The following is a 15,976-nucleotide window of genomic DNA, read 5'->3' on the forward strand; positions in this document are numbered from 1 at the left end:
GGAGAGAGAGAGACAGGGAGCAGCAGGGGTCAGCCCATCAGCGCGCGCCGCATGAAGCGCGAGATCGCCAGCTTGGGCTGCCCCTGTCGGGCAATGTTGTGGGCGGGATCGGTGAACAGCAGCCGGATCAGCGCGTGGCGCGCGGCCATGCTGGCATGCAGTGCGATCCCCAGCAGCTGGCCGTCGCGGCGTACCACGCGGCACGGGATCCAGCCGGTCTGCTCCAGCCACAGCGCGCCTTCCATGCCGGGGCGGAACGCCGGCGCCAGCGGCGTGATCACGGCCACGCCGTTGCACGACAGGTCTTTTGTGGTGACGCGGTACTCGCGCCCGTCGACGCGCAGCAGCGCGGCGGCATGGTGCGGAAAGCGCTCTTCCTTGCGCGGCCGCGGCAGTTCCACGCACACCAGCAGGGAGGCCAGGTACAGCATCAGCGCTACCCCGGTCCAGATCATGTTGAAAGCCAGCCCTTGCGCATCTGGGTCCACCATCAGGGCGCGGCCGAGGCCCAGCGCGGAGAACCCCAGCAAGCTGGCGTACAGGGCCGCGAACTTGCCGTGGATCACCAGCTTGGACCGGTCCAGGCCCTTGTTGGTGACCTTGAACGGCCGCCCGAACGGCTTGAACATGGCGCTGGCCAGCGACGCGGTCACCGCCAGCGCCGCGACGATCTGCGTGACCTCGGTAAAGATCGGCAGCGCGCGCTGTCCAGTGATCCAGATGCTGTACGCCCAGTACGCCACCAGCGCGGGCAGGCCGTAGGCCAGGAACTGCAGCGGCTCGCCGTACAGCGTGGAGACGCCGAAGTACCAGTACAGCAGCGGCCCCGCCAGCAGCATCAGCGTGAACGGACGCGACAGCCAGTGCAGCAGCCCGTGCAAATAGTGCAGGCGCTGCAAGCCGGTGTAGCCGCGCCCGCGCAGCGGGCCGTCGGCGGTCAGCGCCACCTGGATCGTGCCCAGCCCCCAGCGGCTGCGCTGGCTGATGTACTCGGGCAGGCCCTCGGCGGACAGGCCCACGCTCAGGCGCTCGTTGAGCCAGCGCGTGATATAGCCGTGCGGCAGCAGCCGGTAGGTCAGGTGAATGTCCTCGGTCACGGTGCCGGTGGGGAAGCCGCCGATCAGCTCGATCAGGTCGCGCCGCACCACGAACGAGGTGCCGATGCAGAACGCCGCGCCCCAGGCGTCCTTGGCCGGCTGCATCACGTCGAAGAAGGCGCGCTGCTCGTCGACCCAGCATTCGGTGGCGCGCAGGTTGTACTGGATCGGGTCGGCGTTGTAGTAGAACTGGGGCGTCTGCACCACGCCCACGCGCGGGTCGCCGAACAGGCCCACGGTGCGCAGCAGGATGTTGCGATGGGGCGCGAAGTCGGCGTCGAGCACCAGGATGTAGGGCGCGCCGCCGGCGGCGGCGCTGTGGCGCAGGCCGTTGTTGAGGTTGCCCGCCTTGGCGTGGGCGTTGTCGGGGCGCGTGACGTAGTTGGCGCCGACGCGCTCGCAGAACTCGCGCAGCCAGTCACGGCGGGTGTCGTCGAGCACCCAGACGCGGAAGTCCGGATAGTCGATCGCCAGCGCCGAGACGATGGTCTTCTCCAGGATCTCCAGGCCTTCGTTGTAGGTGGCGATGAAGATGTCCACCGGCGGCACCTGCTGCGCGCGGCGCAGCGCGGCTTCGCCCGCGTCGGCAGCGGGGCTGTGGTTGCTGGTGCGGGCCAGCACCACGATCGACAGCAGCGTATAGGCCAGCGTCATGCATTCGAAGGCAAAGAACACATGGGCCCATACGCTGGCGAAGGTCATCTGCCAGTCGGGCAGGGTTTCGCGGATGCGCCAGGTCAGGTACACACCCAGCAGCAGCGCGGTGACGCCGCCGAACAGGATACGGTCCGCCGCACGGTCATGACGGCACAGCAGCGACAGCAGCACCACCGCCAGCAGCACGCCGCCGTTGATGACCAGCAGCGTCTGGTTTTCCAGGAAGAGGGCGAACATCGTCAGTCCTTGTCGGGGGTTGGGCTGGCGGCGGCAATCGCCGGCGGCGGGCAGGATGGCTCCAGGCAGCCGCCCGGGCGGAACGGGTTCCAGCGCGCGGCGGCCAGCACCGCCCACGCGGTGGCGCCCAGGTGCGGCAGGTGGAAGTAGTGGAAGTCCTCGGTGGTGGAGGTGGGGCCGATCGACAGCCCGGTGCTGACGCGCGCCTGCGGCGTGGCGTAGAGCATGCCGGACTGCGCGCGCTGGGCGCGCAGCAGCGGCCACAGCGGCGCGGCCTGCTGCGCCTGTCCGGCGGCCTGCAGCACCAGCGCGGCCTGGCCGGTGCCTTCGGTCCAGATGCCGTCGGGATTGCCCTTGAAGCCGTAGCCGCCGCCGGCGCGGTGCCTTGCCTCGACCCAGGCCAGGTTGCGGCGCCAGTCCTGCGGCGGGTCGGGAAAGGCGATCAGCGGCCACAGCACCGCGTCCAGCGCCGACGGGCCGGCATTGGGCGCGCGCCCGTCGTCGTGCGTGCCGATGATGAAGCGGCCCTCGCGCGGCTGCCACATGGCGCTGACAAAGGCGCGCGAGCGCGCCGCGCCGTCGCGCCAGCGCGGGTCGTTGCGCAGGCTGGCCAGCCAGCTGAACGCCGCATAGGTGTCGACGTTGTGCTCGGTCGATTTCCAGCCCTGGCGGATCTGCCTGGGCTCGTGGCCGAAGAAGCCGCCGATATAGCCTGCCGGCGCGGCCGGGTCCGGCACGGTGGCATGGACCCAGCCCATCAGCGCCGCGGCGCCGTCGAGATAGCGCGCATCGCGCGTGGCGTCATGCACCGCCAGCAGCAGCAACGCGGCCCAGGCCACGTTGCCGGTGGCGGTGCCGGCCTGGTAGGCGTCTTCGAACCAGCGCTTGCTGGGTTCGTCCCACCAGCCGGGCAGCGGCGCCGGCCCTGCCGGCAGCGGGCCGGCGCGGTAGGCGTTGCGCAGGCGCGCGTCGCGGAAATGGCGGTCCTGGCGGGTGGCCTGCAGCACCGCATCGGCAATGCGGCGCGCTTCGGCGGGCCGCTTGCACGCGACCAGCGCGATGCCGGCCAGCGCGTTGTCGTAGACGAAGGCGGCATTGCGCAGCGCGGGCGCCAGCGGTTCGCCGCCGGGCGCGGCCTCGTAGCTGGCCAGGAACAGCGGACCATTGCCGCCGGCGCGCGCGACCTGGGTGCCAAGCGCCTGGCAGCCTTCTGACAGCAGCGCCTGCTGCGCGGAATCCGCGGCGCGCGCAGCGCCCGGCGCCAGCGCCAGCAGGACGGGAAACAGCGCGCCGGCGACCATGCGGGGCAGGCGTGCGGTCGGGATCGGCAATCGCATCCGGCTCTCCTTGGCGTGGGCGCTTACAGCGAGGCCTGCAACTGGCCCAGCCAGCTCTGGTTCAGCGTGACGCGGGCCCAGCGGCCCATGCCGCAGTGTCCGGATTGCGCCGGCGCCGCCGCGGCTGCCGTGCCCCCGGTAGCGGGTGCGGCCGCGCTGACGGAGGCCGCGCCGGCCTTGGCCGGCAGATTGCCCAGCGGGCGGTCGAGCTTGGCGATGACATAGATCTCGTTCTTCTCGATCGGGGGGAACGGCACGAAGTAGCGCGCCTGGTCGCCGTCCGGCGCGCGCGGCAGCACCTCGGCCACCGATGCCGGCAGCGCGGTGGCCACGCCGTCGACCTGCACGTTCAGGCGCGCACCGGGCAGCAGGTTGTCGCTGAGGCTGCGCGGGAATACCGCCACCACGCGCGTCTGCGCGCAGTTGCTGGCGCGCGCCAGCGTGGCGCCGGCAGCGACGCGCATGCCCGGCTGCGCGATCAGGTCTTCGATGGTGCCGGGCTCGGGCGAGCGGATCTCCAGGTTGGACAGACGCTCGATGCGTTCCTGCTCGGTCGCGATCATTTCGTCGACCGACTTGCCGTAGGCTTCCAGCTGCTCCAGCTCTGCCGTCAGCTGGGCCGCTTCCGCGCCCAGCACCTGGCGGCGCTGCGCGAGCGTGGCGCTGGGGCCGTCGGTGGACGAGGCATAGACCTTGTTGCGCGACGCCTGGCTTTCGCCGATGGCATTGTCGAGCTCGGCCCTGGCCGCGGCCTTGGCGTTGGCCAGCATCGACAACTGGTAGCGCGAGGCATTGGTGTAGGCCTCGCTGACCGCGCCGGCCCACTGCATGCTCTGGTTGCGGTTGACCACTTCCTGCTGCTGGTCTTCCTGGGCCTTGGCCGAGGCCAGTCGCGCTTCCAGCGCGCGCACGCGCGCGGCGTGCTCGCGCTGCGCGGCGCTGTTGTAGCGCTGCAGGTCCTGATCGGTGGCGGCCATCAGCCGGCGGTTGCTTTCCAGCCGCGCCTTGGCCGAGTCATAGCGCTGCTGGTTGTCGAGCTTCTTGCCGGTCAGGTCGACCAGCAGCGAACGATCGATGTTGGGGTTCTGCACCACCATCAGCGCCTGGTTGGCGGTAAACGGCTGGCCCGCGGCCACCATCTGCTTCATCACCACGCCTTCCACCGGCGATGTCACCAGGCTGACCGGGCTGTTCACCACCGCGCGCTCCGACGAGCGCGTAAACACATTTGGAAACATGATCGTCAGCACGGCCCAGATGATAAACAGCACCACGCCGTAGCCCGCCATGCGCGGCACGATGTGCCACAGCGGCACGGCGACCGGCTGCGGGCGCTGCACCAGCCCGTCGCCCGGTGGCTGGCGCAGCGGGGCGGCGGTCAGTGAGTGGGGGCGCGGCGGCGGGTTGTTGCGCTGGTCGGCCATGGTGTTGTTCTCCGGCAAGCAAAGTCAAAAAAGCATCCCCGCCGGCATCCGGCGCATGGATGCCGGGCGAGCGTATCCGTCAGGCAAGCGTGCGGCGTCGCGCAAGGGCTGTCGCGCGTTGCCCGGCTTGCAAGTCCCCAATTCAGCTTGTTGTCTGCAGCACGCGCGATGTGGCTGGGCCGTATCGGCGTACTTTGCAATCGGACCGACATACCGCATGCAGCGGCGTGCAGCCCGTGGAGTGCCCGGCTTCATCCAGGCAGAGTTGAACAATGGCCAGTCAATGGCCAAGACATGGCGGCCCGCTGAAGCAAAGATTCACGCACTCAGGCCGCCGCGGGTGAGTTAAGGCTAGTCAGTTGCCCCCGCGCTTGCTGTAAGAATGTGTAAGAGGAGGCTGTAGCACTGCTTAATTCGGCAGGGCAGCGCGGCGCGCAGATGCGCTACTCGTCGCTGCCGAGCGGCGGCGCGATATGCTCGAGCGGACGGCGTTCGGCATCGATGCCGAAGCGCAAGGCCAGCAGCCCGGCGACGAACACCAGCGCCGCGCCGAAGCCGTAGCCCGCCGCCACCGCTGCGCGGCTGCCGCTCTCGATCAATGCGCCCAGCAGCAGCGGCGCGATGAAGCCGCCGGTGCCGGTGCCCACGGCGTAGAACACCGAGATCGCGAGCGCGCGCATCTCCAGCGGAAACACTTCGCTCGCGGTCAGGTAGGCGGAACTGGCCGCGGCGGAGGCGAGGAAGAACACGACGGACCAGCACAGCGCCTGCGTGCGTGCGTCGAGCCAGCCCTGCACGAAGGCCCAGCCCGTCAGCGCGAGGCCGATGCCGGACAGCACATAGGTGGCAGCGATCATGCGCCGGCGCCCGACGTGGTCGAACAGCGGGCCCAGCAGCAGCGGCCCCAGCGCGTTGCCGAGCGCGAACGGAAAGATGTACAGCGCCACGCGCGCTTCGGGCACGCCATAGAAGCGCGACAGCACCAGCGCATAGGTGAAGAAGATCGCGTTGTAGAAGAAGGCCTGCGCCACCATCAGCGCCAGCGTGACCAGGCTGCGCTGGCGAAAGCGCCGCAGCAGCAGGCGCATGATTTCGCCCACGCCCGGGGCGGCGCGCCGGCGCATGGCCAGCGCCGCGCAGTCGGGCGACACCGGCGGCAGCGGCCCGTGGCTGGCGCGCACTTCGGCCTCGATCGCGGCGATGATGCGCTCGGCCTCGTCGAGCCGGCCGTGCGTGGCGAGCCAGCGCGGGCTCTCCGGCACATGCCGGCGCACCAGCACGATCGCCACCGCCAGCACTGCCCCCAGCGCGAAGCAGGCGCGCCAGCCCCACACCGGGCCGAATACGCGCGCATCCAGCAGCACCAGGCTCAGCCCCGCGCCGAGCGCGGCACCGAGCCAGAAGCTGCCGTTGATGGCCAGGTTCACGCGGCCCCGCACGCGCGCCGGGATCAGTTCATCGATGGCGGAATTGATGGCCGCATACTCGCCGCCGATGCCCAGGCCGGTGCAGAAGCGGCAGGCGGCAAAGAAGGCGAAGTCGGGCGCGAACGCGGTCGCCAGCGTGGCCACCATGTAGACCGCGAGCGTGGCCAGGAACAATCGCTTGCGGCCGAGCCGGTCTGCCATGCGGCCGAACACCAGTGCCCCCAGCACCGCGCCGGCAATGTAGAGCGAGCCCGACCAGCCTACCTCGGTCGCGCTCAGCCCGAGCGTATCGGGCCGCTCCAGCACCGCGCCGACCGAGCCGACCAGCGTGACTTCCAGGCCATCGAGCACCCAGGCAACGCCCAGCGCGATCGCCACGCGCCAGTGCCAGCGCGACCACGGCAGGCGGTCGAGCCGCCCCGGAATGTCGGTGCGGAAGCTGGTGTCGGCAGGCGGGCTGGCGAGGGTGGTATCGGTTGGCATTGCCAACCAGTATAGGAAACGGGTACCGCGGCGATGATGTGCGGCGGCCTCAGCGGTACAGCACGGTCGGCAGCCACAGGCCGATTTCGGGGAAGATGTAGAGCAGCACCAGCGCAATCAGCTGGATGCCCATGAACGGCAGCATGCCGCCGAAGATCTGGTTCAGCGTGACATGGGGCGGCGCCACCCCCTTCAGGTAGAACGCGGCCATCGCTACCGGCGGCGACAGGAAGGCGGTCTGCAGGTTCAGCGCCACCAGCAGTCCGAAGAACAGCGGATCGATGCCGAAGTTGTCCAGCAGCGGGATAAAGATCGGCATGAAGATGATGATGATCTCGGTCCACTCGAGCGGCCAGCCCAGCAGGAAGATGATCAGTTGCGCCAGGATCATGAACTGCACCGGCGACAGGTTCATCGACAGCACCCACTGCTCGACCAGCGCCTGCCCGCCCAGCAGCGCGAACGCGGCCGAGAAGATCGACGAGCCCACGAACAGCCAGCACACCATGGCGCTGGTCTTGGCGGTCAGCAGCACCGATTCCTTGACCACGCCGAAGCTCAGCTGACGGTAGGCGGCGGCCAGCAGCGCGCCGCCGAGCGAGCCGACCGCGGCGGCCTCGGTGGGCGTGGCCAGGCCGAACACGATCGAGCCCAGCACCGCCAGGATCAGCAGCGCCAGCGGAAAGAACGACGTCAGCAGCATCTTGAAGATTTCCACCCGCGCAAAGCTGAAGCGCCAGTAGAAATACACCAGCAGCAGCCCCACCACCGCCAGCGTGATCCAGAACCAGCGCGGTGCCGCGACGGTTGCGGCCGCAGGCGTGGCTGCGGGACTGGCTTGCGCTTCGGTGGCGGCCGACGTGGCCGACGTGGCCGGCGTGGCTGGTGCGGCAGGCGTGGCCGGTGCCGCGGCGGCCGGCGCCGCCGGTTCTTCCGTCGGCGGCGCCGCCAGGTCGTCCACCGCCGCGTTGCTTTCGTCGGCGCCGCCCAGCGACAATGGCGCCTCGATGGCGATGCTCGCGGCCGGCGCCGTGAGCACGCTGTAGATCGTCCCCATCACCAGCGCCGTCGCCAGCGCCGGCAGCAGCACGATGCCCAGCTGGCGCGCGAACACGGCGCTCGGCACCTCGGCATTGCGCGGGCCCTTGAGCGCGCGCATCAGGCCCGCACCGAGCGCCGGCAGGGCATGGGTGGCGCCGCGCGCCTGCAGCGTGCGCGCCACCGGCGGCAGCGGCACCAGGCGCTCCGCCTCCGGCAGCGGCGGGGCCAGCGCGGGCTTGAGCTTGGCCAGGATCAGGATGTAGAGGATATAGAGCCCGGTCAGCATCAGGCCGGGAAAAAACGCCCCCGCATAGAGCTGCACCACCGAGACGCCGGCGGTGGCGCCGTAGACGATCAGCAGCACCGACGGCGGGATCAGGATGCCCAGGCAGCCGCCCGCGGTCACCGCGCCGGCTGACAGCGACGTGCTATAGCCCGCGCGCAGCATGGCCGGAAAGGCCAGCAGGCCCATCAGCGTGACCACCGCGCCGACGATGCCGGTGGCGGTGGCGAAGATCGCGCAGGTCACCAGCGTGGCCACCGCGAGCGAGCCCGGGATCCAGGCCAGCGCCAGGTGCAGGCTGCGGAACAGCTTCTCGATCAGGTTCGAGCGCTCGACCAGGTAGCCCATGAACACGAACAGCGGGATCGAGATCAGGACATCGTTGGTCATCACCGCATAGGCCCGCTGCACCATCAGGTCCAGCGTCTGCTGCACCGCGATCTCCGGATCGGCGTGGCGGTATGCCAGCCAGGCAAACAGCACGCCCATGCCCATCAGCGTGAACGCGGTCGGAAAGCCCAGCATGATCGCCACCACGATCAGCGCCAGCATCAGCAGGCCCAGGTGTCCGTTGGTCCAGTCCGCGGGCGCCGGCATGAACCAGGCCACGGCAGCGACGATCAGCACCATCAGCGACACGCCGAACCACAGTTCCTTCCTCATCGGCCGGCTCCCGGCGGGTTGTCGCGCGGTGGCGGGGCCTCGGCCAGCTCGGCGGTGGGCGTGCCCTGCACCATCTCCTTGAGCTTGTCGACGTCGACCTCTTCGACATCGCCTTCGCGCAGGGGCCAGTGGCCACTGCGCAGGCACATGACGCAGCGGATGGTCTCGGCCACGCCCTGCAGCAGCAGCAGCGCGCCGGCCACCGGGATGACCGCCTTGAACGGATAGATCGGCGGCCCGTCGGCGGCGATGGAGGAGTGTTCGTTCTGCGCCAGCGAGACCTCGAAGAAGTCGATGCCGGCCCAGGCCAGCGCGATCACGCCCGGGAAGAAGAACGCCAGGTACAGCACCAGGTCAATGCCGGCCTGCACCCGCGGCGACAGGAAGCCGTAGAGGATATCGCCGCGCACGTGGCCGCGCTTGGCCAGCGTGTAGGCGCCCGCCAGCATGAACAGCGTGCCGTACAGCATGTTGCTGGCGTCGAACACCCAGGCGTGCGGCGCGCCCAGCGCATAGCGCGAGAACACCTCATAGCTGATCATCAGCGTAAGGCCGATGATCAGCCACGAGGCGGCCTGGCCGACGAAGGTGCTGAGCCAGTCGATACCCAGCAGCAGGCGTTGCACGGCGCGCGTCCCGGGGACTCAGCCGCGCTTGGAGAAGTAATGGCTGGTGGCCAGCCGGTAGTCGACGTTGGTATCGTTCTGCCAGCGCGTGGTGCGCTGGGCGAAGGCTTTCATCGAATCATTGACCTTCTTGAACATGGGGTTCTCTTTTTCCTTGCGCGCCACGATCTCGTCCCAGATCTTCAGTTGCGCCTGCAGCACCGAGTTGGGAGTGGCGTAGAACTTCACGCCCTGCTGCTGCAGCGCCTGGTAGTCCTTGGAATAGCGGTCGATCGCCTTCATCGACATGTCGGCCGAGGCCGCCTCCACGGCGTTGGAGATCAGCGCCTTGAGCTTGGCCGGCAACGCGTCGTAGCGCTTCTTGTTGAACAGGATCTCGAACTGCTCCGAGCACTGGTGGAAGCTGCGCAGCATGCAGATCTTGGACACGTCCTGGAAGCCCAGCGCGCGGTCCGAGCTGGCATTGTTGAACTCGGCCGCATCGAGCAGGCCACGGTCCAGTGCCGGCACGATCTCGGCGCCCGGCAGCGCGTTCACCGCGGCGCCCAGGCCGGTGAAGATATCGATCGACAGCCCGACGGTGCGGAACTTCAGCCCCTTGAAATCCTCCGGCTTGGTGATGGGCTTCTTGAACCAGCCCAGCGGCTGGGTCGGCATCGGCCCGTACAGGAACGACACCACGTCGAGATTCAGGCTGCGGTAGATCTCCTGCTGCAGTTCCTTGCCGCCGCCGTACTTGTGCCACGCCAGCAGCATGTTCGGATCCATGCCCCAGGCCGGTCCCGAGCCCCACAGCGCCAGCGCCGAGTTCTTGCCGTACCAGTACGCGATCACGCCATGGCCACCGTCCAGCGTGCCCTTGCTGACCGCGTCGATCAGGTCGAAGGCCTTGACCACCGCGCCCGCGGGCAGCAGCTCGATCTTGAGGTCGCCGCCCGACATGTCGTTCACCTTGGTGACGAAGTCGCCGGCGAACTCGTGGAAGATATCCTTGGTCGGCCAGGTGCTCTGCCAGCGCATCGTGACCGGCCCCTGCGCCTTGACGATGGCCGGGAAGCCCATGGCGGCCGCTCCCGCGGCAGCGCCGGCGGCGCCACCCAGGAAACCGCGCCGGGACACGCCGCTTTCCCGGCCGTTGCTCCGCCCATCTGATTTCCTCGCCCTGGATGCCATGACCGTCTCCCTCTGATGAGTGTGGGACTACCCGCGAGCGTGCCGGCCATGGGGACCGAGACCACTCGCCACTGACGCGAACACCGGAAAAGTCGGGAAAAACTGGAGCGTGCGGGGCCAGCGGACGCGCGGCAGGCCTGCCGACGGGCAGTGGTGCCGGGCAGGTGGCCCGTGATTCCCTTCATGGTAGGAAAGGCACAGGCAACCACAATCTAGGGATTACCCGCGCGGTGTGCGTCGGCGCACTTGTGGCCGCGGGCTCAGGGGCGCGCGATGCCGACCGTGAAGCTGGCTTCGAGCATTTCCGGCGCGTCGGGGGCCTCGCGCACCGCCATCAGGTTGGGGCGCGGACCCGCGATCGGGTCCTGCACGGTGGCGCGTGCCGGCACGCCGTGTGCACGGTAGGCCGGATGGCTGCCCAGGACCTCGCGGTTGAGCGCGTCGCTGAAATACAGCTGGCTGGTCAGTGCCTGCGCAGGCCCGAGCAGTACCTTGAAATGGATATGGATCGCGCGCGGCGCGTACCAGCCGGGATAGATCGAAGTGAAGGTGGCGACGCCGTCGCGGTCCGCCGGCTGGACCCCGCGCAGGAAGCGCGCGTGCCGGTCGCCGTGGCCTTCGCCGCTGTAGTGGCCCTGCGCATCGCAGTGCCAGATGCTGACCAGGGCACCCGGCACCGGCGGGCAGCCGCGCCCGGCATCGACCACCCGGATGCGCAGCCGCAATGGCTGGCCGGGACGGCCGTCGCGGATATCGGCGCGCACCAGGGCATCGTCCAGGTAGAACGGGCCTTCGGTGGCGGCCGGCGTCAGCACGCAGGCCGCGGGCGTTGCCGCCGCGGCCGTGCCCGGCGCGATGCCGGCCGCGGCCAGCAGGCCCAGGTCGCGCAGGAAGCGGCGGCGCGCCGAGTCGGGATCCGCCGGAACGCCGGCATCAGGCGCCGGGCCGGTTGTCATGGTGGGCTCCGTGGTGGTTGCTGGCGGGCCGGACGGCGCTTGCCGCGCGTTGGCCAGGGGCCGGCGCGGCGGCCTCAGCGTCCCATGGCCTTGAGCATGGAATAGCCGTGGCTGGTGATGCGCGGCGCCTGGCGGCGGCCATGCAGGACTTCGAGGTGAACGAATCGCTTGTCGACCAGGGCCTTGAGGTCGGTCGGATCGATCTGGCGGGAATCGGTGGAATCGAGGGAATCCGGGCCGTCGCTCAACAATAGCAGCGTGGCAAGTTCATGCGGGCTCAGCACGTTCATCTCCTTGGCTAGAGGGGGGCGTTGCTGGGAGTCTGCACGGCGACTTCGCGCCGGCAATGAAAGGGCCGAAACAAAAGGGCGTCACACGATCGGGTGAGACGACACGGCACATGCGCTGCGCATGTTGCGCTGCAATGCCGCGGCGCGGTCGCCACAGGACGGCCAGGTGTCTCGCGCAATTCCTTGGTTTGACGGGAGGCGCCGCGCACGGTTCCTTGCTGCTGCCCACCGTTACATGTGACCTGCTCAGCGCCGTCATCACCTATATTAGCCGGTCACGATGACAAGGCGATGGCCATGCCGGCATCGTCGGCACGGAGCGGCAGCCAGCCGCTCCAGATCATGCCGGGCCAGCTGTTACCGGCCCTGCCGCGCGCGCCATGCCTCGTACAGGTCGACGCCCTCGTCACGGGCGGGGACGTAGGCCAGCGTCATCTCGCGCTGCTCCAGCGGGCGGGCCAGTTCGACGTAGCCGCGCTCGGCGGACAGGTCGTAAGGGGCGCCGTCCTCGTTCGAATACGCGTAGTAGACGGCCTCGACCCCGGCCAGGTACATCGCCGTCAGGCACATCGGGCAGGGATAGCCGCTGGCGTACACGGTGCATCCGCTCAGGTCGGGCTTGCCCAGCGCGCGGCTGGCGGCGCGCACCGCCTGCATCTCGGCATGCGCGCTGGGGTCGCAGGTGGCATCCACCTCGTTGACCGCGCGCGCCAGCACCGTGCCGTCCTTGACCACCACGGCGCCAAAGGGCCAGGTATTGCGCTCGCGCACGTTCGCCATGGCGAGGCGGATGGAATCCAGCAGATAGGCTTCGGTTGTCGACACGCGTTGTCTCCGTTCAGGCCTGGCCCGCGCAGGCAGACATGATGCGGGCCTCGCGACTATAGGACAGCGTGCGCGGCGAGGGTGGCGCGGGTTGTTATAGAGCGTATTCGGGCGCCGGCTGGCTATTGCCGCTGGCACTGGCGCGCATTCGAATCCTTAACTTCGCGTGCCGCGGGCGGCGTGCCAGAATGCGGCCGATGTCTCCCCGCACCTCGCCCTCCCTCGCCCATGGTGCATTCGCAGAAAGGATCCCCATGCTGCCGGCGCGCCTGTTCATTTCCCTGTCCCTGCTCATTGCCATGCTGACATCCGTCCCCGCTGCCGCCAGCGCAACGCCCGAGCAACAACTGCGCGAGGCCGCGGCGCGCGGCGACGCCGCGCAGGTCAGCGCATTGCTGGCCCAGGGCGCCAGCATCGACGCGCGCGACGCGCAGGGACGCACCGCGCTGCTGCTGGCCACGCACCACAACCGCGTGCAGGCGGCGCGGGTGCTGATCGATGCCGGCGCCGACGTCAACGCGCAGGACGCGATCAACGACAGTCCCTACCTGTATGCCGGCGCGCGCGGCCACGACGAGATCCTGCGCCTGACGCTGGCGCACGGCGCCGACCTGCGCAGCACCAACCGCTACGGCGGCACCGCGCTGATCCCCGCCGCCGAGCGCGGCCACGTCGAGACCGTGCGCATGCTGATCGCCGCCGGGGTGGCGGTGAACCATGTGAACAAGCTCAAGTGGACGGCCTTGCTCGAGGCCATCATCCTGGGCAACGGCGGGCCGGCGCATACCGAGATCGTGCGCCTGCTGGTAAGGGCCGGGGCCGACGTGAACCTGGTCGACGGCGATGGGGTTTCGCCGCTGCAGCACGCGCGCCAGCGCGGCTACCGGCGGATCGAGCGCATTCTTCGCGACGCCGGCGCGCTTTGAGGCGCGGCGCTCCGGGACCCATGCGTCATGCGTTGCAAGCCGTTATGGCGATCGCCGTTACCGTGCCTCATATATACTGTCAGTGTGCATACAAAATGGTGAAGGCGATGTCTCCAAGAGCAAAGCGCGGCGCAACGAGTGAAAGCAGCAGCACGGCCACTGCGGTTGCGGAAGCGGATCCGGCCAAGGAACTGCTGTGGGCACGTCCCGGCTTTCTGGTGCGGCGGCTTCACCAGATCCACGTGGCGATGTTCTTCGAGGAATGCAAGGCGCCCAATATCACGCCGGTGCAGTACGCCATCCTTACCGTATTGTCGGTGCTGCCTGGGCTGGATCAGACCTCGCTGGGGCAGGAAGTGGGGCTGGACCGCACCACGACGATGGATGTGGTGCGCCGGCTGGAAGACCGCGGCCTGGTCGAGCGCCGCGAAAACCCTGCGGACCGGCGTACGCGCCATGTCCACCTGACGCGCGAAGGCAAGAGCGTGGTGACGTCGCTGCGTGCCGACATGGCGCGCGCGCAGGAACGCATGCTGGCGCCGCTGAAGCCGGCGCAGCGGGAGGTGTTCATGGAATTGCTGGCGACACTAGTGGAGGCCAACAACCAGTACAGCCGCACCGTGTTGCGGAGCATGTAAGCAAGAACGGCGGGCGCTATGCCCGCCGCTTTTTATTGCGATGTGGCTCAGACCGGATAGACCAGGTCGTTCGCAATGATGGTGGTGTCGTACACCACCTGCCGCTCGCGCAGCAGCAGCCTGCCGCCCTGCCGGCGGAAGCGATCGTGATAGGTGCCGGCGAGGTGGACCGTCGTGGGCCCCTCTACCAGCGTCTGCAACAGCATGAAGTTGGCCTGCGCCACGATATCGCCGTCGGCTGTTTCAGCGCTGACCCGCGTGTTGGTCACCAGGTGCAGGTTGTAGCGCGGCGCGAACATCTGCGTATTGGCGATCGCCGCGGCGCGGTCGCGCATCATGCCGATGCCTTCGGCATACACCAGCCCGACGGGCAGGTTGCGTTCGGCGTTCTCGCGCGCAGTGATGCGGTAGAGCGCATCCTCGGTGAAGAAGCCTGGCCATTGCTCGACCATGCCAGCGTCGAGCACCGCGCAATAGTCAGCGTGGAAGGCATCGATCTCCAGCCTCAGTTCGATCGCGCGCGCGGTGCCGAGGGTGCTCTCGCGATAGAGGGAGTAGTTCAGCGGTTTCATATTGCTTTGGATTCCGGTCAGGCGGCGTTCAGAATCCCATCACGCCGCGATAGTACTGGTACATCGCGCGGATCGCGGATTCAGAGATCAGGGAGCTGGACGTGCCGATCTGCTGCGCGTCCAGCTTGAGCACGTTGAGATCGCTGCTGGAGCGGCGCACGCCTTCCTGCACGAACTTCATCGCCTCGTTGTCCTCCAGCCCGAGGAAGCCGGCCGGGCCCATCAGGTTGCCCTGGCGCAGGCGGTGCTGCGTCATTTCCCCGGTATCGTCCTCGTAGCCGAACATGGTCCACAGCATCAGCATGCTGTCGGGACCGTTGGGCACGATCTGGCGCACGCCGAGCGTGTTCATCTCGCGCTGCACGATCAGGTTCGGCCAGATCGTCTGCATTGTCACCGACCATGGCGAGTCGAACTCGCGCACGTACTCCAGGAAGCGCTCGTCCTCCAGCTGCATGCCTTCGTGGTACGAGCGCATCTCCTTCTTGTTCTCGTCGCTGACGGCCGCGTACTTGTCTTCCTTCTTGGCGGATGCCATGGTGCCGTGGCGGCCGTGCACCGGGTCGGCGATCATCGCCGATTCATTGCCCGCCACAAGCAGGCCAAATACCACCAGGAAGGAGTGCAGCAGCGTGGCGTGGTACGGGTCCTTCAGGTTCTCGTGGTACATCTTCCAGTTGCACGGCAGCTCGTTCTTGTAATAGCCGAGCACCTTGAGCGGCTTGCCGTTGAAGACCACGTCGAAGTCCTTCAGGATCTCCGGCGTCATGTAGTCTTCCAGGCTTTCCATGTCAGGCGCGTATGAGGCAAAGATCACGCCATTGCGCGTTGCCACGTGCAGCTTCACCAGCCCATGGTCTTCGTTGCGGAAGTCCTTGGGCATGCCGCCGGCGCGGTTGACGCCGCGTTTGAACGGAACGCCCTGCAGGTTGCCCTTCAAGTCGTAGGACCACTGGTGGTAGGGGCAGACGAATTCCTTGGTGTTGCCCTGGCTGTGGCGGCAGAACTCTGCGCCGCGGTGCGCGCACCGGTTTTCGAAGACATTGATCGAGCCATCCTCGGCGCGCGAGACGACCACCGGCGTCGCGCCGACATACGAGCGCTTGAAGTCCCCGGCATTGGGGATCTCAGCTTCAAGCGCGACGTAATTCCACGAGCGGCCGCGGAAGATTTTCTGCAGCTCCAGATCATGGACGGCCTGGCTGGTATAGACCCAGTCCGGGATGTAGTGGAGGCCGTCCTCGGGCCAGCGGCATTCAGCCAGTCCCGGGTTCTTCTTGCCCAGCGTGTGCTGGATCACCGCTTGTGTCTGGTACATGTG

Annotated in this window: 14 protein-coding genes; 2 read left to right on the forward strand and 12 right to left on the reverse strand. The window is 68.4% G+C overall.

Translation table 11 applies throughout. The annotated features are described in order from the left end of the window. Positions 1-29 precede the first annotated feature (29 nt). From CBM2586_RS20245 to CBM2586_RS20290, 10 genes are all read right to left on the reverse strand, one after another. Complete coding sequence (locus CBM2586_RS20245) at positions 30-1,991, reverse strand: glycosyltransferase family 2 protein (protein WP_115689452.1); 1,962 nt, start codon at positions 1,989-1,991, stop codon at positions 30-32. 2 nt (positions 1,992-1,993) lie between these two features. Then, positions 1,994-3,328: a hypothetical protein gene (locus tag CBM2586_RS20250; protein WP_115689454.1), complete on the reverse strand. Its 1,335-nt coding sequence runs from the start codon at positions 3,326-3,328 to the stop codon at positions 1,994-1,996. A 23-nt stretch (positions 3,329-3,351) separates the two neighbouring features. Next, a complete protein-coding gene (locus tag CBM2586_RS20255) occupies positions 3,352-4,752 on the reverse strand; it encodes an HlyD family secretion protein (RefSeq protein ID WP_115665209.1) in 1,401 nt (466 codons plus the stop codon). Positions 4,753-5,195: 443 nt separating this feature from the next. After that, positions 5,196-6,662: an MFS transporter gene (locus CBM2586_RS20260; protein ID WP_115689456.1), complete on the reverse strand. Its 1,467-nt coding sequence runs from the start codon at positions 6,660-6,662 to the stop codon at positions 5,196-5,198. Positions 6,663-6,711: 49 nt separating this feature from the next. After that, a complete protein-coding gene (locus CBM2586_RS20265) occupies positions 6,712-8,649 on the reverse strand; it encodes a TRAP transporter large permease (protein ID WP_115689458.1) in 1,938 nt (645 codons plus the stop codon). Beyond that, positions 8,646-9,275 carry a TRAP transporter small permease subunit gene (locus CBM2586_RS20270; protein ID WP_115665206.1) on the reverse strand — a complete coding sequence of 210 codons (630 nt, stop codon included), beginning with the start codon at positions 9,273-9,275 and terminating at the stop codon, positions 8,646-8,648. Before CBM2586_RS20270 ends, CBM2586_RS20265 begins: the two co-directional genes overlap by 4 nt. Positions 9,276-9,293: 18 nt before the next feature. Next, the gene (locus CBM2586_RS20275) at positions 9,294-10,337 is read right to left on the reverse strand and encodes a TRAP transporter substrate-binding protein (RefSeq protein ID WP_420025909.1); all 1,044 of its coding nucleotides are present in this window, start codon (positions 10,335-10,337) and stop codon (positions 9,294-9,296) included. 371 nt (positions 10,338-10,708) lie between these two features. Next, positions 10,709-11,404 (reverse strand): intradiol ring-cleavage dioxygenase, encoded by a 696-nt coding sequence (locus tag CBM2586_RS20280; protein ID WP_115689460.1) that lies wholly within the window; start codon positions 11,402-11,404, stop codon positions 10,709-10,711. Positions 11,405-11,478: 74 nt separating this feature from the next. Beyond that, on the reverse strand, positions 11,479-11,688 hold the full coding sequence (locus tag CBM2586_RS20285; RefSeq protein ID WP_115666472.1) for a hypothetical protein: 210 nt from the start codon (positions 11,686-11,688) through the stop codon (positions 11,479-11,481). 363 nt (positions 11,689-12,051) lie between these two features. Continuing rightward, a complete protein-coding gene (locus tag CBM2586_RS20290) occupies positions 12,052-12,519 on the reverse strand; it encodes a nucleoside deaminase (protein ID WP_115665203.1) in 468 nt (155 codons plus the stop codon). 254 nt (positions 12,520-12,773) lie between these two features. Between CBM2586_RS20290 and CBM2586_RS20295 the strand changes: the two genes are divergently transcribed. Beyond that, a complete protein-coding gene (locus tag CBM2586_RS20295) occupies positions 12,774-13,445 on the forward strand; it encodes an ankyrin repeat domain-containing protein (protein WP_115689462.1) in 672 nt (223 codons plus the stop codon). Between the two features lie 107 nt (positions 13,446-13,552). Continuing rightward, positions 13,553-14,083 (forward strand): MarR family winged helix-turn-helix transcriptional regulator, encoded by a 531-nt coding sequence (locus tag CBM2586_RS20300; protein ID WP_115666471.1) that lies wholly within the window; start codon positions 13,553-13,555, stop codon positions 14,081-14,083. 47 nt (positions 14,084-14,130) lie between these two features. Here the strand turns inward: CBM2586_RS20300 and CBM2586_RS20305 are convergent, their stop codons facing one another. Further along, complete coding sequence (locus CBM2586_RS20305) at positions 14,131-14,655, reverse strand: aromatic-ring-hydroxylating dioxygenase subunit beta (RefSeq protein WP_115665201.1); 525 nt, start codon at positions 14,653-14,655, stop codon at positions 14,131-14,133. 28 nt (positions 14,656-14,683) lie between these two features. Further along, the gene (locus CBM2586_RS20310; protein WP_115665200.1) at positions 14,684-15,973 is read right to left on the reverse strand and encodes an aromatic ring-hydroxylating dioxygenase subunit alpha; all 1,290 of its coding nucleotides are present in this window, start codon (positions 15,971-15,973) and stop codon (positions 14,684-14,686) included. Between the last annotated feature and the right edge of the window lie 3 nt (positions 15,974-15,976).

Source organism: Cupriavidus taiwanensis (assembly GCF_900250115.1).
GTDB classification, from domain to species: Bacteria; Pseudomonadota; Gammaproteobacteria; order Burkholderiales; family Burkholderiaceae; genus Cupriavidus; species Cupriavidus taiwanensis_B.